The organism is Methanothermobacter thermautotrophicus str. Delta H, from assembly GCF_000008645.1.
In the GTDB taxonomy this organism is placed as follows: Archaea; Methanobacteriota; Methanobacteria; order Methanobacteriales; family Methanothermobacteraceae; genus Methanothermobacter; species Methanothermobacter thermautotrophicus.
Window position 1 is genome coordinate 1,416,127 of sequence record NC_000916.1, and the last position, 20,089, is coordinate 1,436,215.

Annotated in this window: 18 protein-coding genes; 16 read left to right on the forward strand and 2 right to left on the reverse strand. The window is 47.4% G+C overall.

Going from position 1 to position 20,089, the window contains the following annotated elements:
- Nucleotides 1-49: 49 nt before the first annotated feature.
- Together moaA and mobB are read right to left on the reverse strand one after the other, a co-directional pair.
- On the reverse strand, nt 50-967 hold the full coding sequence (gene moaA / locus MTH_RS07415) for a GTP 3',8-cyclase MoaA (RefSeq protein WP_048061083.1): 918 nt from the start codon (nt 965-967) through the stop codon (nt 50-52).
- A gap of 73 nt (nt 968-1,040) precedes the next feature.
- Entirely contained in the window at nt 1,041-1,715 is a 675-nt protein-coding gene (mobB, locus tag MTH_RS07420) for a molybdopterin-guanine dinucleotide biosynthesis protein B (RefSeq protein ID WP_010877160.1), read from the reverse strand.
- Nucleotides 1,716-1,797: 82 nt separating this feature from the next.
- On the opposite strand from mobB, the gene fdhF reads away from it, so the two are divergent.
- The 16 genes from fdhF (at nt 1,798) to MTH_RS07500 (ending at nt 20,080) form a co-directional block, all read left to right on the forward strand.
- Entirely contained in the window at nt 1,798-4,452 is a 2,655-nt protein-coding gene (fdhF, locus tag MTH_RS07425; protein WP_048061084.1) for a formate dehydrogenase subunit alpha, read from the forward strand.
- A 95-nt stretch (nt 4,453-4,547) separates the two neighbouring features.
- A complete protein-coding gene (locus MTH_RS07430) occupies nt 4,548-5,024 on the forward strand; it encodes a helix-turn-helix domain-containing protein (RefSeq protein ID WP_048061085.1) in 477 nt (158 codons plus the stop codon).
- Entirely contained in the window at nt 5,002-6,051 is a 1,050-nt protein-coding gene (gene fwdF / locus MTH_RS07435; RefSeq protein ID WP_048061086.1) for a tungsten-dependent formylmethanofuran dehydrogenase subunit FwdF, read from the forward strand. Before MTH_RS07430 ends, fwdF begins: the two co-directional genes overlap by 23 nt.
- Nucleotides 6,052-6,065: 14 nt before the next feature.
- Nucleotides 6,066-6,314: a 4Fe-4S binding protein gene (locus MTH_RS07440; protein WP_010877164.1), complete on the forward strand. Its 249-nt coding sequence runs from the start codon at nt 6,066-6,068 to the stop codon at nt 6,312-6,314.
- Nucleotides 6,311-6,703, forward strand: coding sequence for a tungsten-dependent formylmethanofuran dehydrogenase subunit FwdD (gene fwdD / locus MTH_RS07445; protein ID WP_010877165.1), 393 nt, complete (start codon nt 6,311-6,313; stop codon nt 6,701-6,703). The genes MTH_RS07440 and fwdD overlap by 4 nt, the downstream gene beginning before the upstream one ends.
- Before the next feature lie 20 nt (nt 6,704-6,723).
- A complete protein-coding gene (gene fwdA / locus MTH_RS07450; protein ID WP_010877166.1) occupies nt 6,724-8,433 on the forward strand; it encodes a tungsten-dependent formylmethanofuran dehydrogenase subunit FwdA in 1,710 nt (569 codons plus the stop codon).
- A complete protein-coding gene (gene fwdC, locus MTH_RS07455; RefSeq protein ID WP_010877167.1) occupies nt 8,430-9,242 on the forward strand; it encodes a tungsten-dependent formylmethanofuran dehydrogenase subunit FwdC in 813 nt (270 codons plus the stop codon). Before fwdA ends, fwdC begins: the two co-directional genes overlap by 4 nt.
- Before the next feature lie 18 nt (nt 9,243-9,260).
- The gene (locus MTH_RS07460) at nt 9,261-10,562 is read left to right on the forward strand and encodes a formylmethanofuran dehydrogenase subunit B (RefSeq protein WP_269889822.1); all 1,302 of its coding nucleotides are present in this window, start codon (nt 9,261-9,263) and stop codon (nt 10,560-10,562) included.
- Nucleotides 10,563-10,741: 179 nt separating this feature from the next.
- Nucleotides 10,742-11,569 (forward strand): nitrogenase iron protein, encoded by an 828-nt coding sequence (gene nifH / locus MTH_RS07465; protein WP_048061088.1) that lies wholly within the window; start codon nt 10,742-10,744, stop codon nt 11,567-11,569.
- A gap of 9 nt (nt 11,570-11,578) precedes the next feature.
- The gene (locus tag MTH_RS07470) at nt 11,579-11,896 is read left to right on the forward strand and encodes a P-II family nitrogen regulator (RefSeq protein ID WP_048061089.1); all 318 of its coding nucleotides are present in this window, start codon (nt 11,579-11,581) and stop codon (nt 11,894-11,896) included.
- Between the two features lie 8 nt (nt 11,897-11,904).
- Nucleotides 11,905-12,273, forward strand: a complete 369-nt coding sequence (locus tag MTH_RS07475) for a P-II family nitrogen regulator (RefSeq protein ID WP_010877171.1) — start codon at nt 11,905-11,907, stop codon at nt 12,271-12,273.
- A 37-nt stretch (nt 12,274-12,310) separates the two neighbouring features.
- Nucleotides 12,311-13,720 carry a nitrogenase subunit alpha gene (locus MTH_RS07480; protein WP_010877172.1) on the forward strand — a complete coding sequence of 470 codons (1,410 nt, stop codon included), beginning with the start codon at nt 12,311-12,313 and terminating at the stop codon, nt 13,718-13,720.
- Nucleotides 13,721-15,100: a nitrogenase component 1 gene (locus MTH_RS07485; protein WP_010877173.1), complete on the forward strand. Its 1,380-nt coding sequence runs from the start codon at nt 13,721-13,723 to the stop codon at nt 15,098-15,100. It abuts the gene before it with no gap.
- On the forward strand, nt 15,069-16,505 hold the full coding sequence (gene nifE, locus MTH_RS07490) for a nitrogenase iron-molybdenum cofactor biosynthesis protein NifE (protein WP_010877174.1): 1,437 nt from the start codon (nt 15,069-15,071) through the stop codon (nt 16,503-16,505). The genes MTH_RS07485 and nifE overlap by 32 nt, the downstream gene beginning before the upstream one ends.
- Complete coding sequence (locus MTH_RS07495; RefSeq protein ID WP_010877175.1) at nt 16,498-17,844, forward strand: nitrogenase component 1; 1,347 nt, start codon at nt 16,498-16,500, stop codon at nt 17,842-17,844. Before nifE ends, MTH_RS07495 begins: the two co-directional genes overlap by 8 nt.
- 235 nt (nt 17,845-18,079) lie before the next feature.
- The gene (locus tag MTH_RS07500) at nt 18,080-20,080 is read left to right on the forward strand and encodes a molybdopterin-dependent oxidoreductase (RefSeq protein ID WP_010877176.1); all 2,001 of its coding nucleotides are present in this window, start codon (nt 18,080-18,082) and stop codon (nt 20,078-20,080) included.
- The last annotated feature ends 9 nt before the right edge of the window (nt 20,081-20,089 follow it).

The following is a 20,089-nucleotide window of genomic DNA, read 5'->3' on the forward strand; positions in this document are numbered from 1 at the left end:
AGTACATTGGATGATCCCTCAAACGGCATATAATGTTCTCAGAAACAGTTCATGGAGTGTAGTAGGGGGATCTCCTTCTTATGGCCTCAAAGAATAGTTCACGAAGTCTGCCAGTGTCGTTTTCCCTCAGGGCGTCCCTGGTATCCACGAGGTTGTCGTTTCTGAGGAGGCAGGGTTTCAGCTTCCCATCAGGGGTTACCCTTAGCCTTGTGCAGTTTGCACAGAACCTTGTGTTGTCCATGGGCCTCACAACCTCGATTTCCCCGCCATCTATATAGTACTTCTTGCGGTCCTGCATGAATTTTCTGGTTCTGATCCGGTCTGCCATCTCTGCAAGTTCCGCCTCGATGGGGGTGATGTCGCAGTGGTATCTTTCGACGGCGTCATCATGGCAGCTTTCTGTTTTGAGGAGTTCAATTATCTGGAGCACCGCGCCCTTCTCGCGGCAGAATTCAAACATGTCCCATACCTCGTGGTGGTTCACACCCCTGAGGATCACCATGTTTATCTTGACAGGATCAAGTCCCACATCAACGGCACTGGTTATACCTGACTTAACCCTTTCAAGGTAATCCTTCCGGGTTATGAAGCGGTAGGTCTCGGGGTTGAGGGTGTCAAAGCTCACGTTGACCCTGTCAAGTCCAGCTTCGCTCAGAGCCGCACTGTACCCTTCAAGGAGGGTGCCGTTGGTTGTTATGGATATGTCCCGGAATCCGATGTTGTTTATCCTCTCAACTATTTCAACTATATCATCCCTTATGAGGGGCTCTCCACCTGAGAGACGTATCTTCCCCACACCCAGGTCGGAGGCAACCCTGCAGAGCTTCTCTATATCTGCAGCCGACAGCTCTCCCCTGGATGAGGTCATTCCGTCCCTGTGGCAGTAGATACAGTTAACGTTGCAGCGACCTGTTATGGATAGCCGCAGTGACATAACCGGTCTTCCGTGTCTGTCCTGGACATGCATTGATTTACCTCTGAAATTGGGTGGATGCCTCACATAATGTTTCAGTCACCTGCTTGACTGAGCTTCATGTGGACTATTTTATGATGAGATCAACCCTTCCATTCTTAAGGCTTTCTGTTTCGAGGGCATCAATCATACCCCTAACTGTCTTTGATATGAACTCCTGGACGAAGGGGTTCAGGGGGACAGGTTTTCCATCGATCCTCAGGAGAACCCTCTCCGGCTGACTCCTGCAGTCGATATCATCAGCCTCGCCACGGATCTTGGCCTCTCTGAACTCTCTGCATGAACTGAACCCGCATTTTTTGCAGTTGAGGTTCTGCAACAGCCCGTAACTCCTCTTTTTTATGAGATCGATGAGCTCATCCACATCCTCCAGTGAGAATGGATCAACAACCTTCACTGTGAATTCTCCGGGGGTGGAGGTTGATATGCTGGCATACTCCATCTCCTTGAAGCCCTCAACTATGAGGAAGTCCAGGTCATCAAGGATCTCAAGGGTGCCAGCTATCTCCTCAAGATCCATCTCCCTTTCAAGGAGGAAGAAGGTTTCCCTACCACTCCCGGCAACGATCTCTGCACCGGCCCTCCTGTGCTTATCAGTATCCTTTCCAGGGAAATCAAAGCCGGTATGGGTATGTTTAAGTGTAGCGACCCTGTAGCCCTCCCCGGTGAGTTTCTCCACGATTTTCTCCACAAGGGTGGTCTTTCCGGTGTCCTTTGTACCGGTAACGCCAATGATCTTCATCCTCTTCACCTCACTCTCTACTCATAACCTTTATCTGTGCATCATGATAAAGTTTCACCATAAAAAGGACACTGAAGATAACATGAAGGGGACTGTTAAATTTAGAATAGATGGAAGGGAACTTGAGGCTGAACCTGGAATGACCGTCCTTGAGGCGGCCCTTGCAAATGACATATACATCCCTCACCTCTGCTTCAGGGAGGGTATCGAACCCTTTGGGGGATGCAGGCTGTGTCTGGTGGAGAACACTGATGGACGCCTTGTAACGGCCTGTGAAACTCCTGTAGAGGATGGCGCGGAATTCATATCTGAATCAGAGAGGATAAATAATATCCGGAGGACCGTGGTATCCCTCCTGATATCAGAGCACAGCAGGGATTGCCTTTCATGCCCCTCGTCAGGGGACTGCAGTCTCCAGGAGGTCTCATCCTATCTTAATCTGACAGAGGATGACCTTTCGAGACTCAGACAGGATCTGCCTGAATCAGAACCAGATGAATCAAACCCCTTTTTCATTAGAAACCATGATAAGTGCATTCTTTGCGGTTTATGCGTAAGGGTCTGTCGTGCTACTGGTGCAGAGGCCATAGACTTCGCCTACAGGGGACATGACACAAGGATATCCACCTTCATGGACAGGGCCATCACTGAATCGAGCTGTGTATCCTGCGGGGAATGTGTGGAGGTCTGCCCTGTGGGGGCCCTTGTTTCACGGGAAGAGAAACCCTTCACAGAGGTGAAGACGGTATGCCCATACTGTGGTGCTGGCTGCGGCATCTACCTCGGTGTGAGGGGGGACAGGGTTGTTAGTTCAAGGGGTGACCCTGATAATCCCGTTAACAGGGGTAAACTATGTGTTAAGGGCAGATTTGCATTGAAGTTTGTAAACAGCCCTGAAAGACTTAAAAAGCCACTCATAAAGGTTGATGGTAGATTCGTTGAGGTTGAATGGGATGAGGCATTATCCACCGTGGCCGAGAGGCTATCAGAATATAGTGGTGAGGAGTTTGCTGCAGTTGCATCTGCAAAGTGCACCAATGAGGAGAACTACATCCTCCAGAAGTTTACAAGGGCTGTGATGTTATCCGGTAACATCGACCACTGCGCAAGGCTCTGCCATGCACCCTCCGTAAGGAGCCTCAGCATGACGCTGGGTAGCGGTGCAATGACAAACTCAATAGCTGAACTTGAGGATTCAGCATGCATCCTGGCGGTGGGGACCAACCCCACCGAGACACACCCCCTAACGGCCTACAGTGTAATCAGGGCCATCAGGTCAGGTGCAAAGCTGGTGGTCATTGACCCGAGGAGGACGAGGATCTCGGAGCTTGCAGACATCCACCTCCAGAACCGGCCTGGCTCTGACATCCCACTGATCATGGCCATGTGTCGCTTCATCATTGAGGAGGGCCTCCATGACACAGAATTCATTGAGTCAAGGACAGAGAACTTTGATGAATTCAGGGATGCAGTCATGGCACTGGACCTTGAGGAGGTTGAAAGCCTCACCGGTGTTGGGGTAGAGGATATGAGGAGGGCTGCAATCACCTACGCCTCAAAAAAGCCGGCATCCATCATATACTCAATGGGTATCACCCAGCACGCTCACGGTACTGACAATGTAATCGCACTTAGCAACCTCGCCCTCCTCACAGGGAACCTCGGGAAACCATCGGCAGGTATAAATCCCCTCAGGGGCCAGAACAACGTCCAGGGGGCCTGTGATATGGGGGCGCTCCCGGACCTTCTACCTGGCTACCAGACCCTTGACGACTCCTTCAGATTCTCTGATAAATGGGGTTCAACCATACCGGGGCCCGGAATGACGCTACCCGAGATGTTTGACGCAGCCCTTGAGGGACGTTTGAGGGCCATGTACATAATGGGCGAGAATCCCCTCCTGAGCGAACCTGAAACTGAGAAGACCCGGAAGGCACTTGAAAGTCTTGATTTTCTTGTTGTCCAGGACATATTCATGACCGAGACTGCTGAACTCGCTGATGTGGTCCTTCCGGCATGTGCATGGGCAGAGAAGGATGGGACATTCACCAACACCGAGAGGAGGGTTCAGCTGATCAGGAAGGCCCTGGATGCCCCTGGAGAAGCAAGGACTGACTGGGAGATAATCTGCATGCTGGCAGAGAAGATGGGGGCTGAGGGCTTTGATTATGCTTCATCATCGGAGATATTCAAGGAGATAGCAGCACTCGTGCCATCATATGCCGGCATATCACATGAGCGGCTTCAGGATGGTGGTATACAGTGGCCCTGCACATCTTATGAGCATGGGGGCACACAGTACCTGCATTCTGAGAGATTCTCAACACCCACAGGGAGGGCGTCATTTTTACTGCCAGGGTATCATGTAGGGGAGGTATCAGAGGAGTATCCGATGGTCCTTGTAACCGGCCGCAATCTCTACCAGTACCATACAAGATCCATGACAGGGCGCGTGCCAGAACTTGATTCATTCTCTGACAGGGAGGAACTTCTCATTAACCCTCTGGATGCAGCAAAACTCGGAGTTGAGGATGGCGGCACGGTCCTCGTGAAATCAGAGGGGGGCTCTCTGGAGGTGAGGGCAAGGGTTTCAGGGGATGTCATGGAGGGTGTTGTCTTCATGACATTCCACTTTGCAGAGACCCCGGCGAATGTCCTCACAGGGGGAGATCGTGACCCGGTATCAGGGATGCCTGAACTGAAATTCACACCCGTCAGCATAAGACCTGTGGAGTAACCACACACCTATATATATATTTTTCTATTTGATTTTTGTAGAAAATTATTATATGGACGGCGGCTAAATGTGTGATTAACACACATGGTGACCCTATGCCGAAACATATAGTTTCTGGACTCAAATACATAGCAGCTGTAAATCTGACAAAGCAGGGCCATTCACAGAGAGAGATAGCTAAGGCTCTCAACATGAACAGATCAACTGTTTCTCACTACCTCAACGGCAGGAACCTCTCCTGGAGGTCAATAGAGGTTGCAAAGGTAATAACAGAGATGTGTCCAAGGGACTTCCTTCTTCTCACCCACTCCCTTACACAGAACACAGAGATGACAAGGACCATCATAAGGACATGCCAGAAGCAGAAATTCCAGGGAAAGGTCAGGAACTCATGTATTGGGTGCGGGCTATGTGTGGACACATGCCTTATGAAGGCCATAAGTTTAAGAGACCTCAAGGCACATATAGAATCCGAATGGTGCTGCGGGTGTCTCATCTGTGTTGATATGTGTCCAACTGATTCTATAGAAATAAAGGAGGTAGAACTTGATGGAAACAACCGAAGTAATTGAAGGTAAGAACATTACCGTGGAGCGAACCGGTGAAGAAAACAGAAAGTTAATCTTCCAGGATTGCCTCTGCGCTGTTTGCGGACTCTGCGGTGAGATATGTCCTGTGAACGCCATTGAAGTCAACCCGACAGGCGCAATGGTGAGAACCGAACAGGACGAGTCAAAGATATGCATCGATGAGAACAAATGCGTCCTCTGCGGTATGTGCAGCTCAATCTGCCCATTCCAGGCACTGGACCTTCAGATTGACGGAACATCAATAAAGGAACTTGCAGAATACCCAAAAATCATCAAATCAGCTGAGATAGATGATGAAACATGTATACAGTGCAAGGCCTGTGAAACAGCATGTCCACAGGATGCCATAACCATAACAAGGGACCTGCCCGAAAGGAAGGACCTCATAACAGGTGAGATCGAGATAGACAAGGAAACCTGTATCTACTGTGGAATGTGTGAGGAGATGTGTCCGGTTGATGCGATAGAGATAGACCACCAGGTGCCGACCTCCTCAAGTCCAGCAGTCGCGACTGACATACGAGTCGATGAGGATAAATGTGTCCACTGCGGTATATGTAAGAGGATATGCCCTGTTGACGCCATAACTCAGGTCTGCAGGATATGCCCATACGGTGAATACGAGATCAAGGTCCCGGAGGTCACAGGAACCTCCTACATCGACCCTGAACTCTGTGTGAACTGTGGATGGTGCCAGGAGATATGCCCTGTTGACGCTGCAACGGTGACAAAGCCCTTCGAGGGAGAACTCATAATCGACGAGGACACCTGCCAGGCCTGTGAAACCTGTGTGATGGCATGCCCATGCAACGTTTTATCATTCCCTAAACCAGAAAAACCAGGTGAAAAACCAGCCAAGCTCTACAAGGACGAAAGGTTCTGCATATACTGCGGCGCATGTGAGAGGTCATGTCCCGTTGACGCAATAGAGGTTAAGAGGAGCAGGATAAATACCACTCCAATCAAATCAAAGGCCTGGAAGAACGCCTTTGAATCATTACTCAAATAAATGGAGGTAATCAGATGGCAATAGGACTTAAGGCATACCCTGAACTCTGCCATGGATGTGGAAACTGCGTGATCGCATGTCCAGTGAACGCCCTCAGAAGCCCCGAGGTTGCAGGTGGAAAGGGGCCAACAGATGATGTGGAGATCATCATGATAGTTGAGGACGGGGTTGTTAACATAAAGAACCCTGATCTCTGTGGAAAGTGCGGCACATGTGTTGAAAGCTGCCCTGTTGATGCAATCAGGCTGGAGGAATTAGAATGAGAGTCATACTAAACACAGGAAGGACCATCTGGCAGGGACAGGCTATAGAGTCCGGTAAGGACCTTAAGATGTACGTCGATGCAGCTGCCATAATTCAGATGAACCCTGACATGATGAAGCAGCTCGGAATAAGCGAAGGAGACAACGTGAAGGTCATCTCAGAATATGGGGATGTCGTTGTAAAGGCTGTTGAAGCTAAGGAGCCACTCCCAGAGGGAATGGTTTACATACCAATGGGGCCCTGGGCCAACAGGGTTATAAGGCCAGATACTGATTCAACAGCAACACCCAGCTTTAAGAACATACCGGTGGAGATCATACCCACCGATGAAGAGGTTCCTGACATGCCAACCCTCATGAAGGTCTACGGTAAGGTAGGTCAGATCTAAAGCTCAGCGGGAGGATTCAAATGGAATACATAATCAAAAACGGATTTGTTTACTGTCCTCTTAACAACGTCGATGGAGAAAAGATGGACATCTGCGTCAAGGATGGTAAAATAGTTGAAAGCGTCAGTGACAGCGCAAAGGTCATTGATGCATCTGGAAAAATGGTGATGCCAGGAGGTGTCGACCCTCACTCCCACATAGCCGGTGCAAAGGTCAACGTGGGAAGGATGTACAGGCCAGAGGACAGCCGCAGGGACGCTGAAAAATTCAGGGCCGGAAGGGCCGGAAGCGGTTTCTCAGTACCATCAACCTTCATGACAGGTTACAGGTACGCCCAGATGGGTTACACCACAGCAATGGAGGCAGCCATGCCACCACTGCTTGCAAGGCACACCCATGAGGAATTCCACGACACACCGATAATAGACCACGCAGCATACCCACTGTTCGGTAACAACTGGTTCGTGATGGAGTACCTGAAGGATGGCGACGTGGATGCCTGTGCAGCCTACGCATCATGGCTCCTCAGGGCCACCAAAGGTTACGCAATAAAGATAGTTAACCCTGCCGGTACAGAGGCATGGGGATGGGGTGGAAACGTCCACGGAATCTATGACCCCGCACCCTACTTTGACATAACGCCCGCAGAGATCATAAAGGGACTCGCAGAGGTCAACGAGAAACTCCAGCTACCACACTCAATACACCTCCACTGTAACGACCTTGGACACCCTGGAAACTACGAGACAACCCTGGCATCCTTTGACGTGCCAAAGAACATAAAACCAGACCCTGCAACCGGTGAAAGGGACACAGTACTCTATGCAACCCATGTCCAGTTCCACAGCTACGGTGGAACAACCTGGAGGGACTTCGTATCAGAGGCACCAAAGGTTGCTGACTATGTAAACAGGAACGACCATGTTGTGATAGACGTTGGTCAGATAACCCTGGATGAGACAACCACCATGACCGCAGACGGTCCAATGGAATACGACCTCCACTCACTCAACGGCCTCAAATGGGCAAACTGTGACGTGGAACTCGAAACAGGTTCAGGTGTCGTACCATTCATATACTCTGCAAGGGCACCGGTCCCAGCGGTCCAGTGGGCAATCGGAATGGAACTCTTCCTCCTCATAGACGACCCCGGCAAGGTGTGCCTCACAACAGACAGTCCAAATGCAGGGCCATTCACACGGTACCCCAGGGTCATCGCATGGCTCATGAGCAACAAGTACAGGATGAACCTCATTGAGGGAGAACTGCACAAGTGGGCCCAGAGGAAGAGTACAATAGCAACAATCGACAGGGAGTACACCTTCTCAGAGATAGCACAGATCACAAGGGTAACATCTGCAAAGGTCCTGGGTCTCAGCGAAACCAAGGGACACCTCGGCGCAGGTGCAGATGCAGATATAGCAGTCTACAACATCAACCCTGAAACAGTCGATCCATCAGCAGATTACATGGCCATTGAGGAAGGATTCTCAAGGGCAGCATACGTCCTCAAGGACGGAGAAATAGTTGTTAAGGACGGAGAAGTTGTGGCCTCACCACACGGAAGGACCTACTGGATTGACACCCAGGTGGATGAGTCCCTCTACAACGAGGTTCTCGCCAGTGTTGAGAGCAAATTCAAACAGTACTACTCTGTCAACTTTGCAAACTACCCTGTGCAGGACGAGTACCTGCCAAAATCTGCTCCAGTTAAAGGGGTGATGTTATGAGTGAAATAATACTAACTCCAAAGGAACAGCCCGAAGTGCCACTGGAGGCACCAAACATCAAACCTGATGTCTTCGCAGGAAAGTCAATAGATGAGATCAGGAACATCCAGATAATGCACGGTAACGAGGTAGTTAAGCTTGGAGACTTCTTCGAGGTCAGCGGTGAACCAGCAGACTCAGCAGCCGACATAAAAATCATAATCGACGGCGATGTCTACAACACCAAGAGGATAGGCCAGGATATGACCGCCGGTGAAATCCTGGTGAAGGGTAACGTGAACATGTACGTCGGCGCAGGTATGAAGGGCGGTAAGATCACAGTGGAAGGCAACGCAAAATCCTGGGCAGGACAGGACATGAGAGGAGGAGAACTCGAAATCTTCGGAGATGCGGGCGACTACGTCGGATCCTCCTACCGTGGTGACTGGAGAGGTATGAGCGGTGGAGTCATAACCGTACATGGAAACGCTGGAAACGAGATCGGAGAGTACATGAACGGCGGCAAAATCATCATCAAGGGTGATGTTAACATAATGCCTGGAATACACATGAACAACGGCCTCATAATAATTGAGGGCAACGCCGTTGCAAGGGTCGGCGGTGAAATGGCAGGCGGGACAATAGTCGTCAAGGGAATGATAGAGGAATTCCTCCCAGGATTCAAGTACCTCGGTGTTGAAAAGGACATAGAGGTTAACGGGGAAACCTTCCCTGGAGCATACTACAAGTTTGAAGGAGATCACGCAATTAAAGGAGCTAAGGGTATGGTCTATGCGGCTGTCGGATGCAACGGCCACATAGAACCCTAAACTTTCTTGGAGGTAATTATCATGGAATATGTGAAAAATGTGGTCTGCCCCTTCTGCGGAACCCTCTGTGACGACATCATATGTAAGGTTGAGGGCAACGAGATCGTTGGAACCATCAACGCATGCAGGATAGGTCACAGTAAGTTCGTGCATGCAGAGGGTGCAATGAGGTACACCAAACCACTCATAAGAAAGAACGGAGAATTCGTCGAGGTTAGTTACGACGAGGCCATAGACAAGGCAGCAAAGATTCTTGCAGAATCAAAAAGACCATTAATGTATGGTTGGAGCTGTACCGAGTGCGAGGCACAGGCCGTCGGGGTTGAACTTGCAGAGGAGGCCGGTGCAGTAATCGACAACACAGCATCAGTATGCCATGGACCATCAGTCCTCGCCCTCCAGGACGTGGGTTACCCAATCTGTACCTTCGGTGAGGTCAAAAACAGGGCAGATGTTGTGGTATACTTGGGATGCAACCCGATGCACGCCCACCCCAGGCACATGTCAAGGAACGTCTTCGCCCGCGGATTCTTCAGGGAAAGGGGAAGATCAGACAGGACACTCATAGTGGTGGATCCAAGGAAAACTGACAGTGCAAAGCTTGCAGACATACACCTGCAGCTCGACTTTGACCATGACTATGAACTCCTCGATGCAATGAGGTCATGCCTGCTTGGACATGAGATACTCTACGATGAGGTGGCAGGTGTTCCAAGGGAACAGATCGAGGAGGCAGTTGAGGTACTCAAAAACGCACAGTTCGGTATACTCTTCTTCGGTATGGGTATAACCCACAGCAGGGGTAAGCACAGGAACATCGACACAGCCATTATGATGGTGCAGGACCTCAACGACTACGCCAAGTGGACACTCATACCCATGAGGGGTCACTACAACGTTACAGGGTTCAACCAGGTCTGCACCTGGGAGAGCGGATACCCCTTCTGTGTTGACTTCTCAGAGGGCGAACCCAGGTACAACCCTGGTGAGACAGGTGCAAACGACCTTCTCCAGAACAGGGAAGCTGACTCCATGATGGTGATAGCCTCTGACCCGGGAGCCCACTTCCCGCAGAGGGCCCTTGAGAGGATGGCTGAAATCCCTGTGATTGCCATTGAACCCCACAGGACCCCAACAACCGAGATGGCTGATATCATAATTCCACCGGCCATCGTGGGTATGGAGGCAGAGGGTACCGCCTACCGTATGGAGGGTGTCCCTATAAGGATGAAGAAGGTCGTTGACACAGACCTCCTCTCAGACAGGGAGATCCTCGAGAAACTTCTTGAGAAGGTAAGGGAGTATAAGGCCTCTAAGTAGGTCCGATCCTAAATAAATTCTATTTTTCCCATTTTCTTCTCATGAAAACTGTTCAGTTTTTGCTTTTTTGTTCTTTATTTTAACCATTTACCAAAAAATTTAAATAGATGTTTCAACAATTGAAAATTGTCGGAAGGCAGAAGCATACTTCCGGCAATGTTGAAGATGGTGAATGGTGCATGGTAAGAAAAATCGCGATATATGGAAAGGGTGGAATCGGAAAATCCACAACACAGCAAAACACTGCAGCTGCAATGAGCTACTTCCATGGTAAAAATGTGATGATCCATGGATGTGACCCAAAGGCAGATAGCACACGCCTGATACTTGGAGGTAAAATGCAGACAACAATGATGGATACCCTCCGTGAACTTGGAGAGGTCGCATGTACACCGGATAAGGTTATTGAAACAGGCTTTGGGGGAATAAAATGTGTTGAATCAGGAGGTCCTGAACCCGGCGTAGGATGCGCTGGCAGGGGGGTCATAACTGCAATAACCCTCATGGAAAGACATGGAGTCTATGAGAAGGACCTGGACTTTGTATTTTTTGATGTACTGGGTGACGTTGTGTGTGGGGGCTTTGCAATGCCTGTTAGGGATGGGAAAGCGGAAGAGATATACATAGTGGCATCTGGGGAGATGATGGCACTCTATGCAGCCAATAACATCTGTAAAGGGATGGTTAAATATGCCAGGCAGAGCGGAGTGCGTCTCGGGGGCATAATATGCAACAGCAGAAACGTTGATGGGGAGAAAGAGCTTCTTGAAGAATTCTGTGAAAGAATAGGTACACAGATGATACACTTTGTTCCAAGGGACAACATAGTACAGAAGGCTGAATTCAACAAAAAATCGGTCATAGAATTCGATCCAGAGTGTAACCAGTCCCAGGAGTACAGGGAACTCGCAAGGAAAATAATTGAAAACAAGGACTTCGTGATACCTGAACCAATGACAATGGATGAAATGGAGGAACTCGTTGTAAAATACGGAGTTATGGATTAGGTGTTAAAGATGAAGATGATAAGGGCCATAATAAGACCAGAGAAGTCTGAAGAGGTGATTGATGCCCTCGATAAAGCTGGATTTCCAGCCCTAACAAAAATGGATGTTGCAGGGAGAGGTAAACAGAGGGGGATACGCCTTGATGAGATCTACTATGAGGAGTTACCAAAGACCATGCTCCTCATAGTTGTGGATGACAGTGATGCAGAGAAGGTCATAAACACCGTCCATGAAACAGCATTCACAGGTAACATTGGGGATGGTAAAATCTTTGTAAGTCCCGTGGAAAGTGCATATACCATCAGGACAAGGGAAGAGGGTCTTTAGGTGTTTTAATGAAGGAGATAATAGCCATAATAAGGTCAAACAAAATGAAAAAGACCAGGGATGTCCTTGAAGTCCTCGGGTTTCCCGCCATGAACGCCAGAAGAGTCCTGGGAAGGGGGCATCAGAGGGCCATAATTGACGATGTTAACATCCCCTTTCCTCCAGAGGGTATTGAAGAGTCGAGAGGTACAATGAGGTATATTCCTAAGAGGATGATCAGCATCATGGTTGAAGACAGGGACGTGGAGCTGGTTGTGGAGGCCATAATGAAGGTAAACCACACAGGCAATATTGGGGATGGTAAAATCTTTGTATGCCCAGTGGATGATGCTGTAAGGATAAGAACCGGCGAGAATGGGGATGTGGCACTTCAATAGAGTGAATTGAATGGACTTACTTGAAGGATGATTTAAAATGCCATTTAAACTGTTTGATGTTGACGCTGAAATACCTGAGAGAAAAAAACATGTCTATATAAAGAAGAAGGAAGATCCCGAAGAGGATCTGCCCTTATGTAACACAAAGACAATCCCTGGTTGCATGACTGAGAGGGGCTGCGCCTTTGCGGGTGCGAAGGGTGTCATAACCGGTGCAATAAAGGATGCTCTGCATGTTATCCATTCCCCTGTTGGATGCACAGCATATGGCTACGGTACAAAGAGGTATCCCACATCACAGGAAATGCCTGATGGCAGCCTTTTTCCCATTGAAAACTTCAACCTGAAGTATATAACGGGCACAAATCTCACAGAGACAGATGTTGTGTTTGGGGGTATGGATAAACTCAAAAGATGCATCATCGAGGCTGCTAAAGAATTCCCAGAGGCAAATGCTGTTTACACATATGCAACATGCACAACCGGTCTCATAGGAGATGATATTGAAGCCGTTTCAAGGGAGGTTTCAGAAGAAATAGGGAAGGACGTGGTTGCAATAAATGCCCCCGGGTTTGCGGGTCCAACACAGTCAAAGGGGCATCAGGTTGCAAACTACACACTGTTTGAGAACCTTGTGGGAACCGCAGAGCCTCCGGTAGTAACAGACTATGATGTAAACCTCATAGGAGAGTACAACATCGATGGTGACCTCTGGGTTCTCAAGAGATACTTCGAGGAGATGGGAATAAATGTCCTCAGCACATTCACTGGAGACTGCTGCCATGATGAGATAAAATGGATGCACAGAGCTAAGCTTAGCCTGGTCCGGTGTCAGCGTTCAGCCACATATATTGCAAGGCTTCTGGAGGAACGTTACAATGTTCCATACATGAAGGTTGATTTCTTTGGAATAGAATACTGCAAGAGGAATCTCATGGCTACAGGGGAATACTTTGGGATTCCTGAAAGGGCAGAGGAGGTCATAAAGGATAGGATGGAGAAGATAGGCCCCGAAATTGAATATCTTCGTAATAAATTGGCTGGTAAGAAGGTCTGGGTATTTTCAGGGGGTCCTAAGAACTGGCACCTTCCACGCCCCCTTGAGGATGAACTTGGAATGGAGGTAGTTGCAGTTTCAACAATGTTCGAACACGAAGACGGCTATGAAAAAATCAAGAAAAGGGTCGGAGAAAATACGGTGATAGTTGATGACCCAAACTCACTGGAACTTGAGGAAATCATTGAAAAATACAGGCCAGATATCATCCTTTCAGGTATAAAGGAGAAGTATCTTGCCCATAAACTTGGTGTACCATGCGTTCTCATCCATTCCTACGAAAATGGACCTTACATAGGTTTTGAGGGGTTCCTGAATCTCGCAAGGGACATGTATGCATCAATATACAGTCCTGTCTGGGATCTCCTTGAATTTGAGGCAGGTGATTGAATGTCAGAAATAAATGTGATGGAAAGAACAAGGGAACTTGTGGTAAACCCTCTTGTGACCTGTCAGCCATTCGGGGCAATGTTCGCAACCCTTGGCATACGGAGGGGTCTCCCCATAGTCCATGGTTCGCAGGGTTGCAGCACCTTTGTGAGGTATGGTCTTAATAGGCACTTCCGTGAACCGGCTGAAATAGCTGTCACATCGCTTCATGAGGATGCTGCGGTTTTTGGAGGCAGGAGCAACCTCATAGATGGTGTTAAAAATCTTGTGAAGAGATTCAGGCCAGAACTCGTAGGAATTGTAACGACCTGTTCAAGTGAGATAACTGGTGACGATGTGGATGGATTCCTGAGGGTTGCGGAGGCTGAATTAAGAGAAGAACTTGGAGAAAGATTCAGAACAAGGATGGTTAGCATATCAACACCAAGCTTTGTTGAACATCACTTAAGAGGATATGGAAATGCCCTAAAATCGTTTATAGATACTCTTGCAGTTGATGAGGGGGACTGCAATGAGAGGATCAACCTGATACCAGGTATTGTTAACCCGGGTGATATACGGGAGATAAGGCACATCTTTGAGTTGATGGACGTCGACCCCATTATACTCACAGACACTTCGGATCCATTCGATTCACCACTACGACCATCAAAGACAGAGAAAATGCCATTCTATCCTAAGGGTGGAACAGTGGTTTCTGATATAGAGGAATCCTCAAACAGTATAGGAACACTTTCAATGTCAATGTATGGAAATGAAGCATCAGAAACACTTAAAAAGCGTTTCAATATTCCCAAGGAGCACCACATACCCATTGGTGTCAGGAATACAGACGATTTCGTCCGTTCATTGGCGAGAATAGCAGAAGTAGATGTGAGCGAAGAGCTTCTGGATGAAAGAGGTATCCTCATTGATTCAATGGCAGATATTAGCTCAAGATATCTCTTTGGAAGGACAGCAGCTGTTTACGGGGATCCCGACATGGTAATGGGTGTGTCAAGGTTCCTCTGTGAACTTGGAATCACACCACTCTATGCATGTGTCGGTGTCGATAATGAAATCTTCAGGGAGGGAATGAAAAGAGTGGCATCCGAGGCAGATGAAAGGATAAACGTCATGATAAACTCAGATCTGAGGGCACTTGAAAGAGAACTTACAGAGGAACCTGTGGACTTTATGATAGGGAATTCGGATGGAAGGCTTATAGCAAGGGATCTTGGAATACCCCTTGTAAGGATGGGCTTTCCTGTATATGATAGAGTTGGGTATCACAGGATTCCTGTTGTGGGTTACCGTGGATCTGTCAATCTTCTAAACAGAATAACAAACACAGTACTGAGAGAATACTATGAACCACAGCACTGGAAACTCCAGCAATAATAAAGAATTTCCTGGAAGTAACCTTGAATTCCAGGTGGGGCATGTTGATAGGGTAATCGACACCATCCCCTCAAGGAGAGGACACTTCAAAAGGAGTGGAGGGGGAGGTCCATGCTGCAATAAGGCATCAGTACCGGGTATGGTTACTCAGAGATCATGTGTATACGGAGGCGCAAGGGTTGTTCTTATGCCGATAACAGATGCAGCTCACATAGTCCATGGACCTGTTGGATGCGCGGCATGTACATGGGATATAAGGGGCAGCAGAAGTTCAAAGTCAGATCTGTACAAGACGGGATTCTCCACGAACCTTGAGGAGAAGGATGTGGTCTTTGGCGGTGAGGACAGACTTCTCAAATGCATACTTGAAGTGGACGAAATTTACTCTCCATCAGCAATATTCGTGTACTCCACATGTGTTTCAGGTGTCATAGGCGATGATATCACCGCCGTATGCAGAAATGCAGAATATAAAACGGGAAAATGGGTAATACCCGTACAGTCTGAGGGTTTTAGGAGTTTCAATAAATCCTTAGGCCATCAGCTTGCCTGTGATGTCCTTCTTGATCACGTTATAGGTCGTGGAGATGCCGAAGTAGGGGAAAGGTCAGTTAATCTTGTGGGCGAATTCAATGTGGCGGGGGATTTATGGGAGATAAAGAGGCTCCTTGAGAAAATGGGCGTTAAGGTTGTTGCATCCATAACCGGTGATTCAACCGTGGCTGAGATTTCAGCCGCCCACAAAGCCCAGCTTAACCTTGTACAGTGCAGCAAATCATCTGGATACATCGCAGAGGAGATGGAAAAAAGGCATGGAACACCACACATCAACGTCAATTTTTTTGGTATGAGGGAAACCATGGATTCCCTCATTTCAATTTCAGAGTTCTTTGGACTGGAATTAGCAGAGAAATGGGTACTTGGAATGGTTGAGGAAACAAAGAGGAAGGTTGCCAGATACAGGAATACCCTTGAGGGAAAGAAGGTGGCCATATACGTAGGAGGTAACAAGGCGTGGTCACTCATAAGGGCATTTGAAGATCTGGGAATGGAGGTTATCATGAGCGGAACCCAGAATGGTCTGCCCAACGATTACCTTCGAATAATGGAGAAATCTGGCAGAGAGCTCATACTATTCGATGACGCCAATCCAGTTGAACTTTCAAGGTTGTTGAATAAATATCGACCAGATCTTTTTGTCTCAGGAGCTAAAGAGAAATACCTCTCATACAAACTTGGCATACCTTTCTGTGAATTTAATCATGACAGGATAAAGCCCTTTTCATGTTTCAGGGGATTTTTGAATTTTGCAGAGGAAGTTGATAAGGCTGTAAACAGCAGAGTATGGAAACTGGCAGCACCAAGAACCTTTCTAAATTGCGGAGTTGAGTACGGTTATGAATAGAAACATAACAATAAACCCCGGAAGGATCTGCCAGCCACTTGGCGCCGTCATGGCTTTCCTTGGAGTCAGGGGAGCGATGCCACTAATACATGGTTCGCAGGGATGCAGTACATATATGAGGTTTCAGATAACGAGGCATTTCAGGGAACCAGTTAACATTGCATCAAGCTCATTGAACGAGGCAACGGTTGTATACGGTGGAGAAAAAAACCTTCTGAAGGCTATAAGAACGGTTGAGGAAAATTACAAACCGGAGGTCATAGGTGTTATCTCAGGTTGCCTTTCAGAGACCATAGGGGACGACATCAACAGGATTGTGAGGATCTACAGGGATGCGGGATCGGAATCCCGAATAATTCCGGTTTCAACACCTGGCTTCAAAGGGTCCCATGTGGATGGCTATGACATGGCAGTCACCTCCATCCTCAGATCCATCGCAGGGGATCCCTCAGATCAGATAGAGAGGGTTAACGTTATAAATGGCATCATGAGCCCAGCCGACACATATGAGTTAAAGAGTATTCTTAGGAGTATGGGAACGGAATTCCTCATGATAACTGATACCTCAGAATCCCTTGATGAACCATTCAATGGAGATCCCTACTTCATAACGCGGCACGGAACACCCATAAGTAAAATAGAGGGGGCCTCTAACTCCATGGCAACACTAAGTCTTGGAGGATGTAAAGGCGGTCGGGTACTTGAAGGTAGATATGGGATTAAAAATATCGGTCTTGAGATCCCAGCAGGTCTTGAAAACACCGATCGTTTCATAGGTAAGTTAACGGAGCTCTTTGATGCAAGTATTTCACAGTCCCTCATGAGGGACAGGGGACGCCTGATTGATGCCATGATTGATGCCCATCAGTATACCTATGGAAGGAATGTTGCAATCTTCACAGACCCTGGATATGCAGTGGCAATCACTTCCATGGTCCTTGAGATGGGAATGACACCTTCAGCCGTTTTTACAGGTTCAGAGAGCATATATTTCAATGAGAAAATTAGCCAACTTCAAAAGGAATACGGTTTCAAGTGTATGGCCATGAGTGGCGCGGATATATTTGATTTACAGTCATATATTTCAGAAAAACCCATTGATGTTCTCATAGGGAACTCTTACTGTGGTAGAGCGGCAGAAGAAAATGGAATACCCCTCATGAGGGTCGGCTTCCCGGTTTATGATAGACTTGGTTCCCAGAGGATAAGAATTGCAGGTTACAGTGGAGGTATAGAATTTGTTGATTCCCTCACCAACCTGATAATTGAGAGATACTATGATGAGGGTTATGAAATATCCGATGTGAGTGACGCTGATGAGAGCTGTTGCATCAGATGATTTGAAATACGTTAAAATACCTGTAGATGGGGATACTCTTATAAAAATTGAATTTAATAAGGATATTCCTTAAATAAGGAAATTTGATGGGATAAGACTGAAAAGAAATGATAATGTGGTGCAACTCATAAAATTAGATGAATCTGACTGTATATGTGGCAAGGTACTGTACTGAAATCTTTAACCGATCTGAAGATAGTTCAATTAATTTAACTAAATACCTGGATGTAAATCAATGAAGGTCCTGACAACATGTACAAGGGATTGCCCTGGTTCATGTGGTCTTACAGTTAATGTGAGCAGGGGTAAGGTCAATTCCATAGAAGGAAGCAGTATTCACCCACACACAAGGGGATTTATATGTAAAAATACAGCGAGGTATCATGTAAGGAGGCTCTATTCTGATAGAAGGGTATTAAAACCGTTGAAGAGGGATGGGAGGCAGTGGAAAACGATATCCTGGGATGAGGCACTTCATGTGATTTCTGATAAATTGAATGAGTGCATGGATGAACACGGAGCTGAGTCTATAGTGTATTATCAGGGTTTTGGAGCACGAACAGCGTTGAGACTCCTCAACAGGAGGTTTTTCAATCTCATAGGAGCAACAACTCTCAGGGGAACTCTATGCGGGGGTGCAGCCATAGCAGCTCAATCAAAAGACTTTGGGAGGAGACTGTCCCATGATCCGTCAGATCACCTTAACAGCAGGAACATATTCATATGGGGACGTAACCCTGCCGTCACAGACATTAATCTCTGGAGGATAATAAAGAGGGCCCAGAAACATGGAACACGGGTTATCACAATCGATCCCATAAGGACTCAAACAGCAGTGAAATCAGATATTCACTGTCAGATTGAAGCCGGGAAGGACCTATACCTTGCAATAGCAATGGCGAAGATAATCATGGCTGAAGAGCTTCATGACTCTGGATTCATAGAGAAACATGCGGAAAATTTTGATTCATATATAGAAATCCTTGATGAATTCAATTTAAATCAATTATCAGAGCTGAGTGGGGTTCCATTGAAAATAATCTCTAAGCTTGCACACCTATACTCTGATGGGCCAAGCAGCATAATACTTGGCTGGGGTCTGCAGCGGTACTTCAACTCATATATGGCTTGCAGATTCATAGATGCCCTTGCAGCCATATCAGGGTATATAGGTGTGAGTGGAGGTGGTGTGAGCAGCGGTTTTGATGAATATGGGGCCTTTGATGAATCTGTTACACTTGAAGGGGCAGGAAATGGTAGAAAAGTGTCAATGCCCCTTTTTGGAAGGGAAATAGTGAATATGAATTCACCAACCGTTAACTGTGTATTTATAACGGCAGGTAATCCCGTGACCCTTGGACCCAACTCCATTCAGACTCTAAATGCGCTAAGAGAAGTTGATTTTGTTGTCATGGTGGATCTCTTCTTGAATGATACAGCACATACAGCCGACCTATTTTTACCCGCAACAACATTTCTGGAGGAAACAGACCTTGTTGGAAGCTATGGTCACCCCTACGTGTCTCCTGTAAACGCTGCAGTCAAGCCATTGGGTGAATCTCATTCCGAGTTCTGGATTTTACAGAGATTATCAGAGATCATGGGTTTTGCTGATATGGAAGGAACAAGGATGGAGTGGCTTGAAATTATAGCTTCAAAGGTTCTTGATTATCATGGAATAGAAATTTGTGATCTCCTGGAAAAACCATACAGATCACCGGGATTCCCTCCGGTCCCATTTGAGGGGCCTTTATTCTATACAGACAATGGAAGGTTCAATTTACCATCGGACAGGCCTTACGAGATGGAGCAACATGATGGGGCACACCCTGAAAATTCCATAAGGCTTTTAACAGTCATGTCACCACAGTGGGTAGGTTCCGTTGAGCCTACCTTTCATAAAGGTCTTGTAGAAATTTACCTAAACCCCGGAACGCTTTCACAACTTGGTTTTAATGATGGAGAGATTTCAGTCGCGGAATCAAATGCAGGAAAGAGTTGTGTGATTGTACGTTCCAGCGAGGATGTCCATCCACTATGCGCCCTTTCATTCAGGGGGACATGGTTATCAAAGGGAGGCTGTATAAATACTGTCATTGAGGATAGAGAGACAATTATGGGTCATGGAACAGCTTACAACGAGACCAGAATAAAATTAAAAAAAGTTTCAGGCGGCGTTTCTGTTCATGAAATGTGCCATGAGACTCACAAGTATAAATCCCGCCACTATGAGTGAAACTATCTG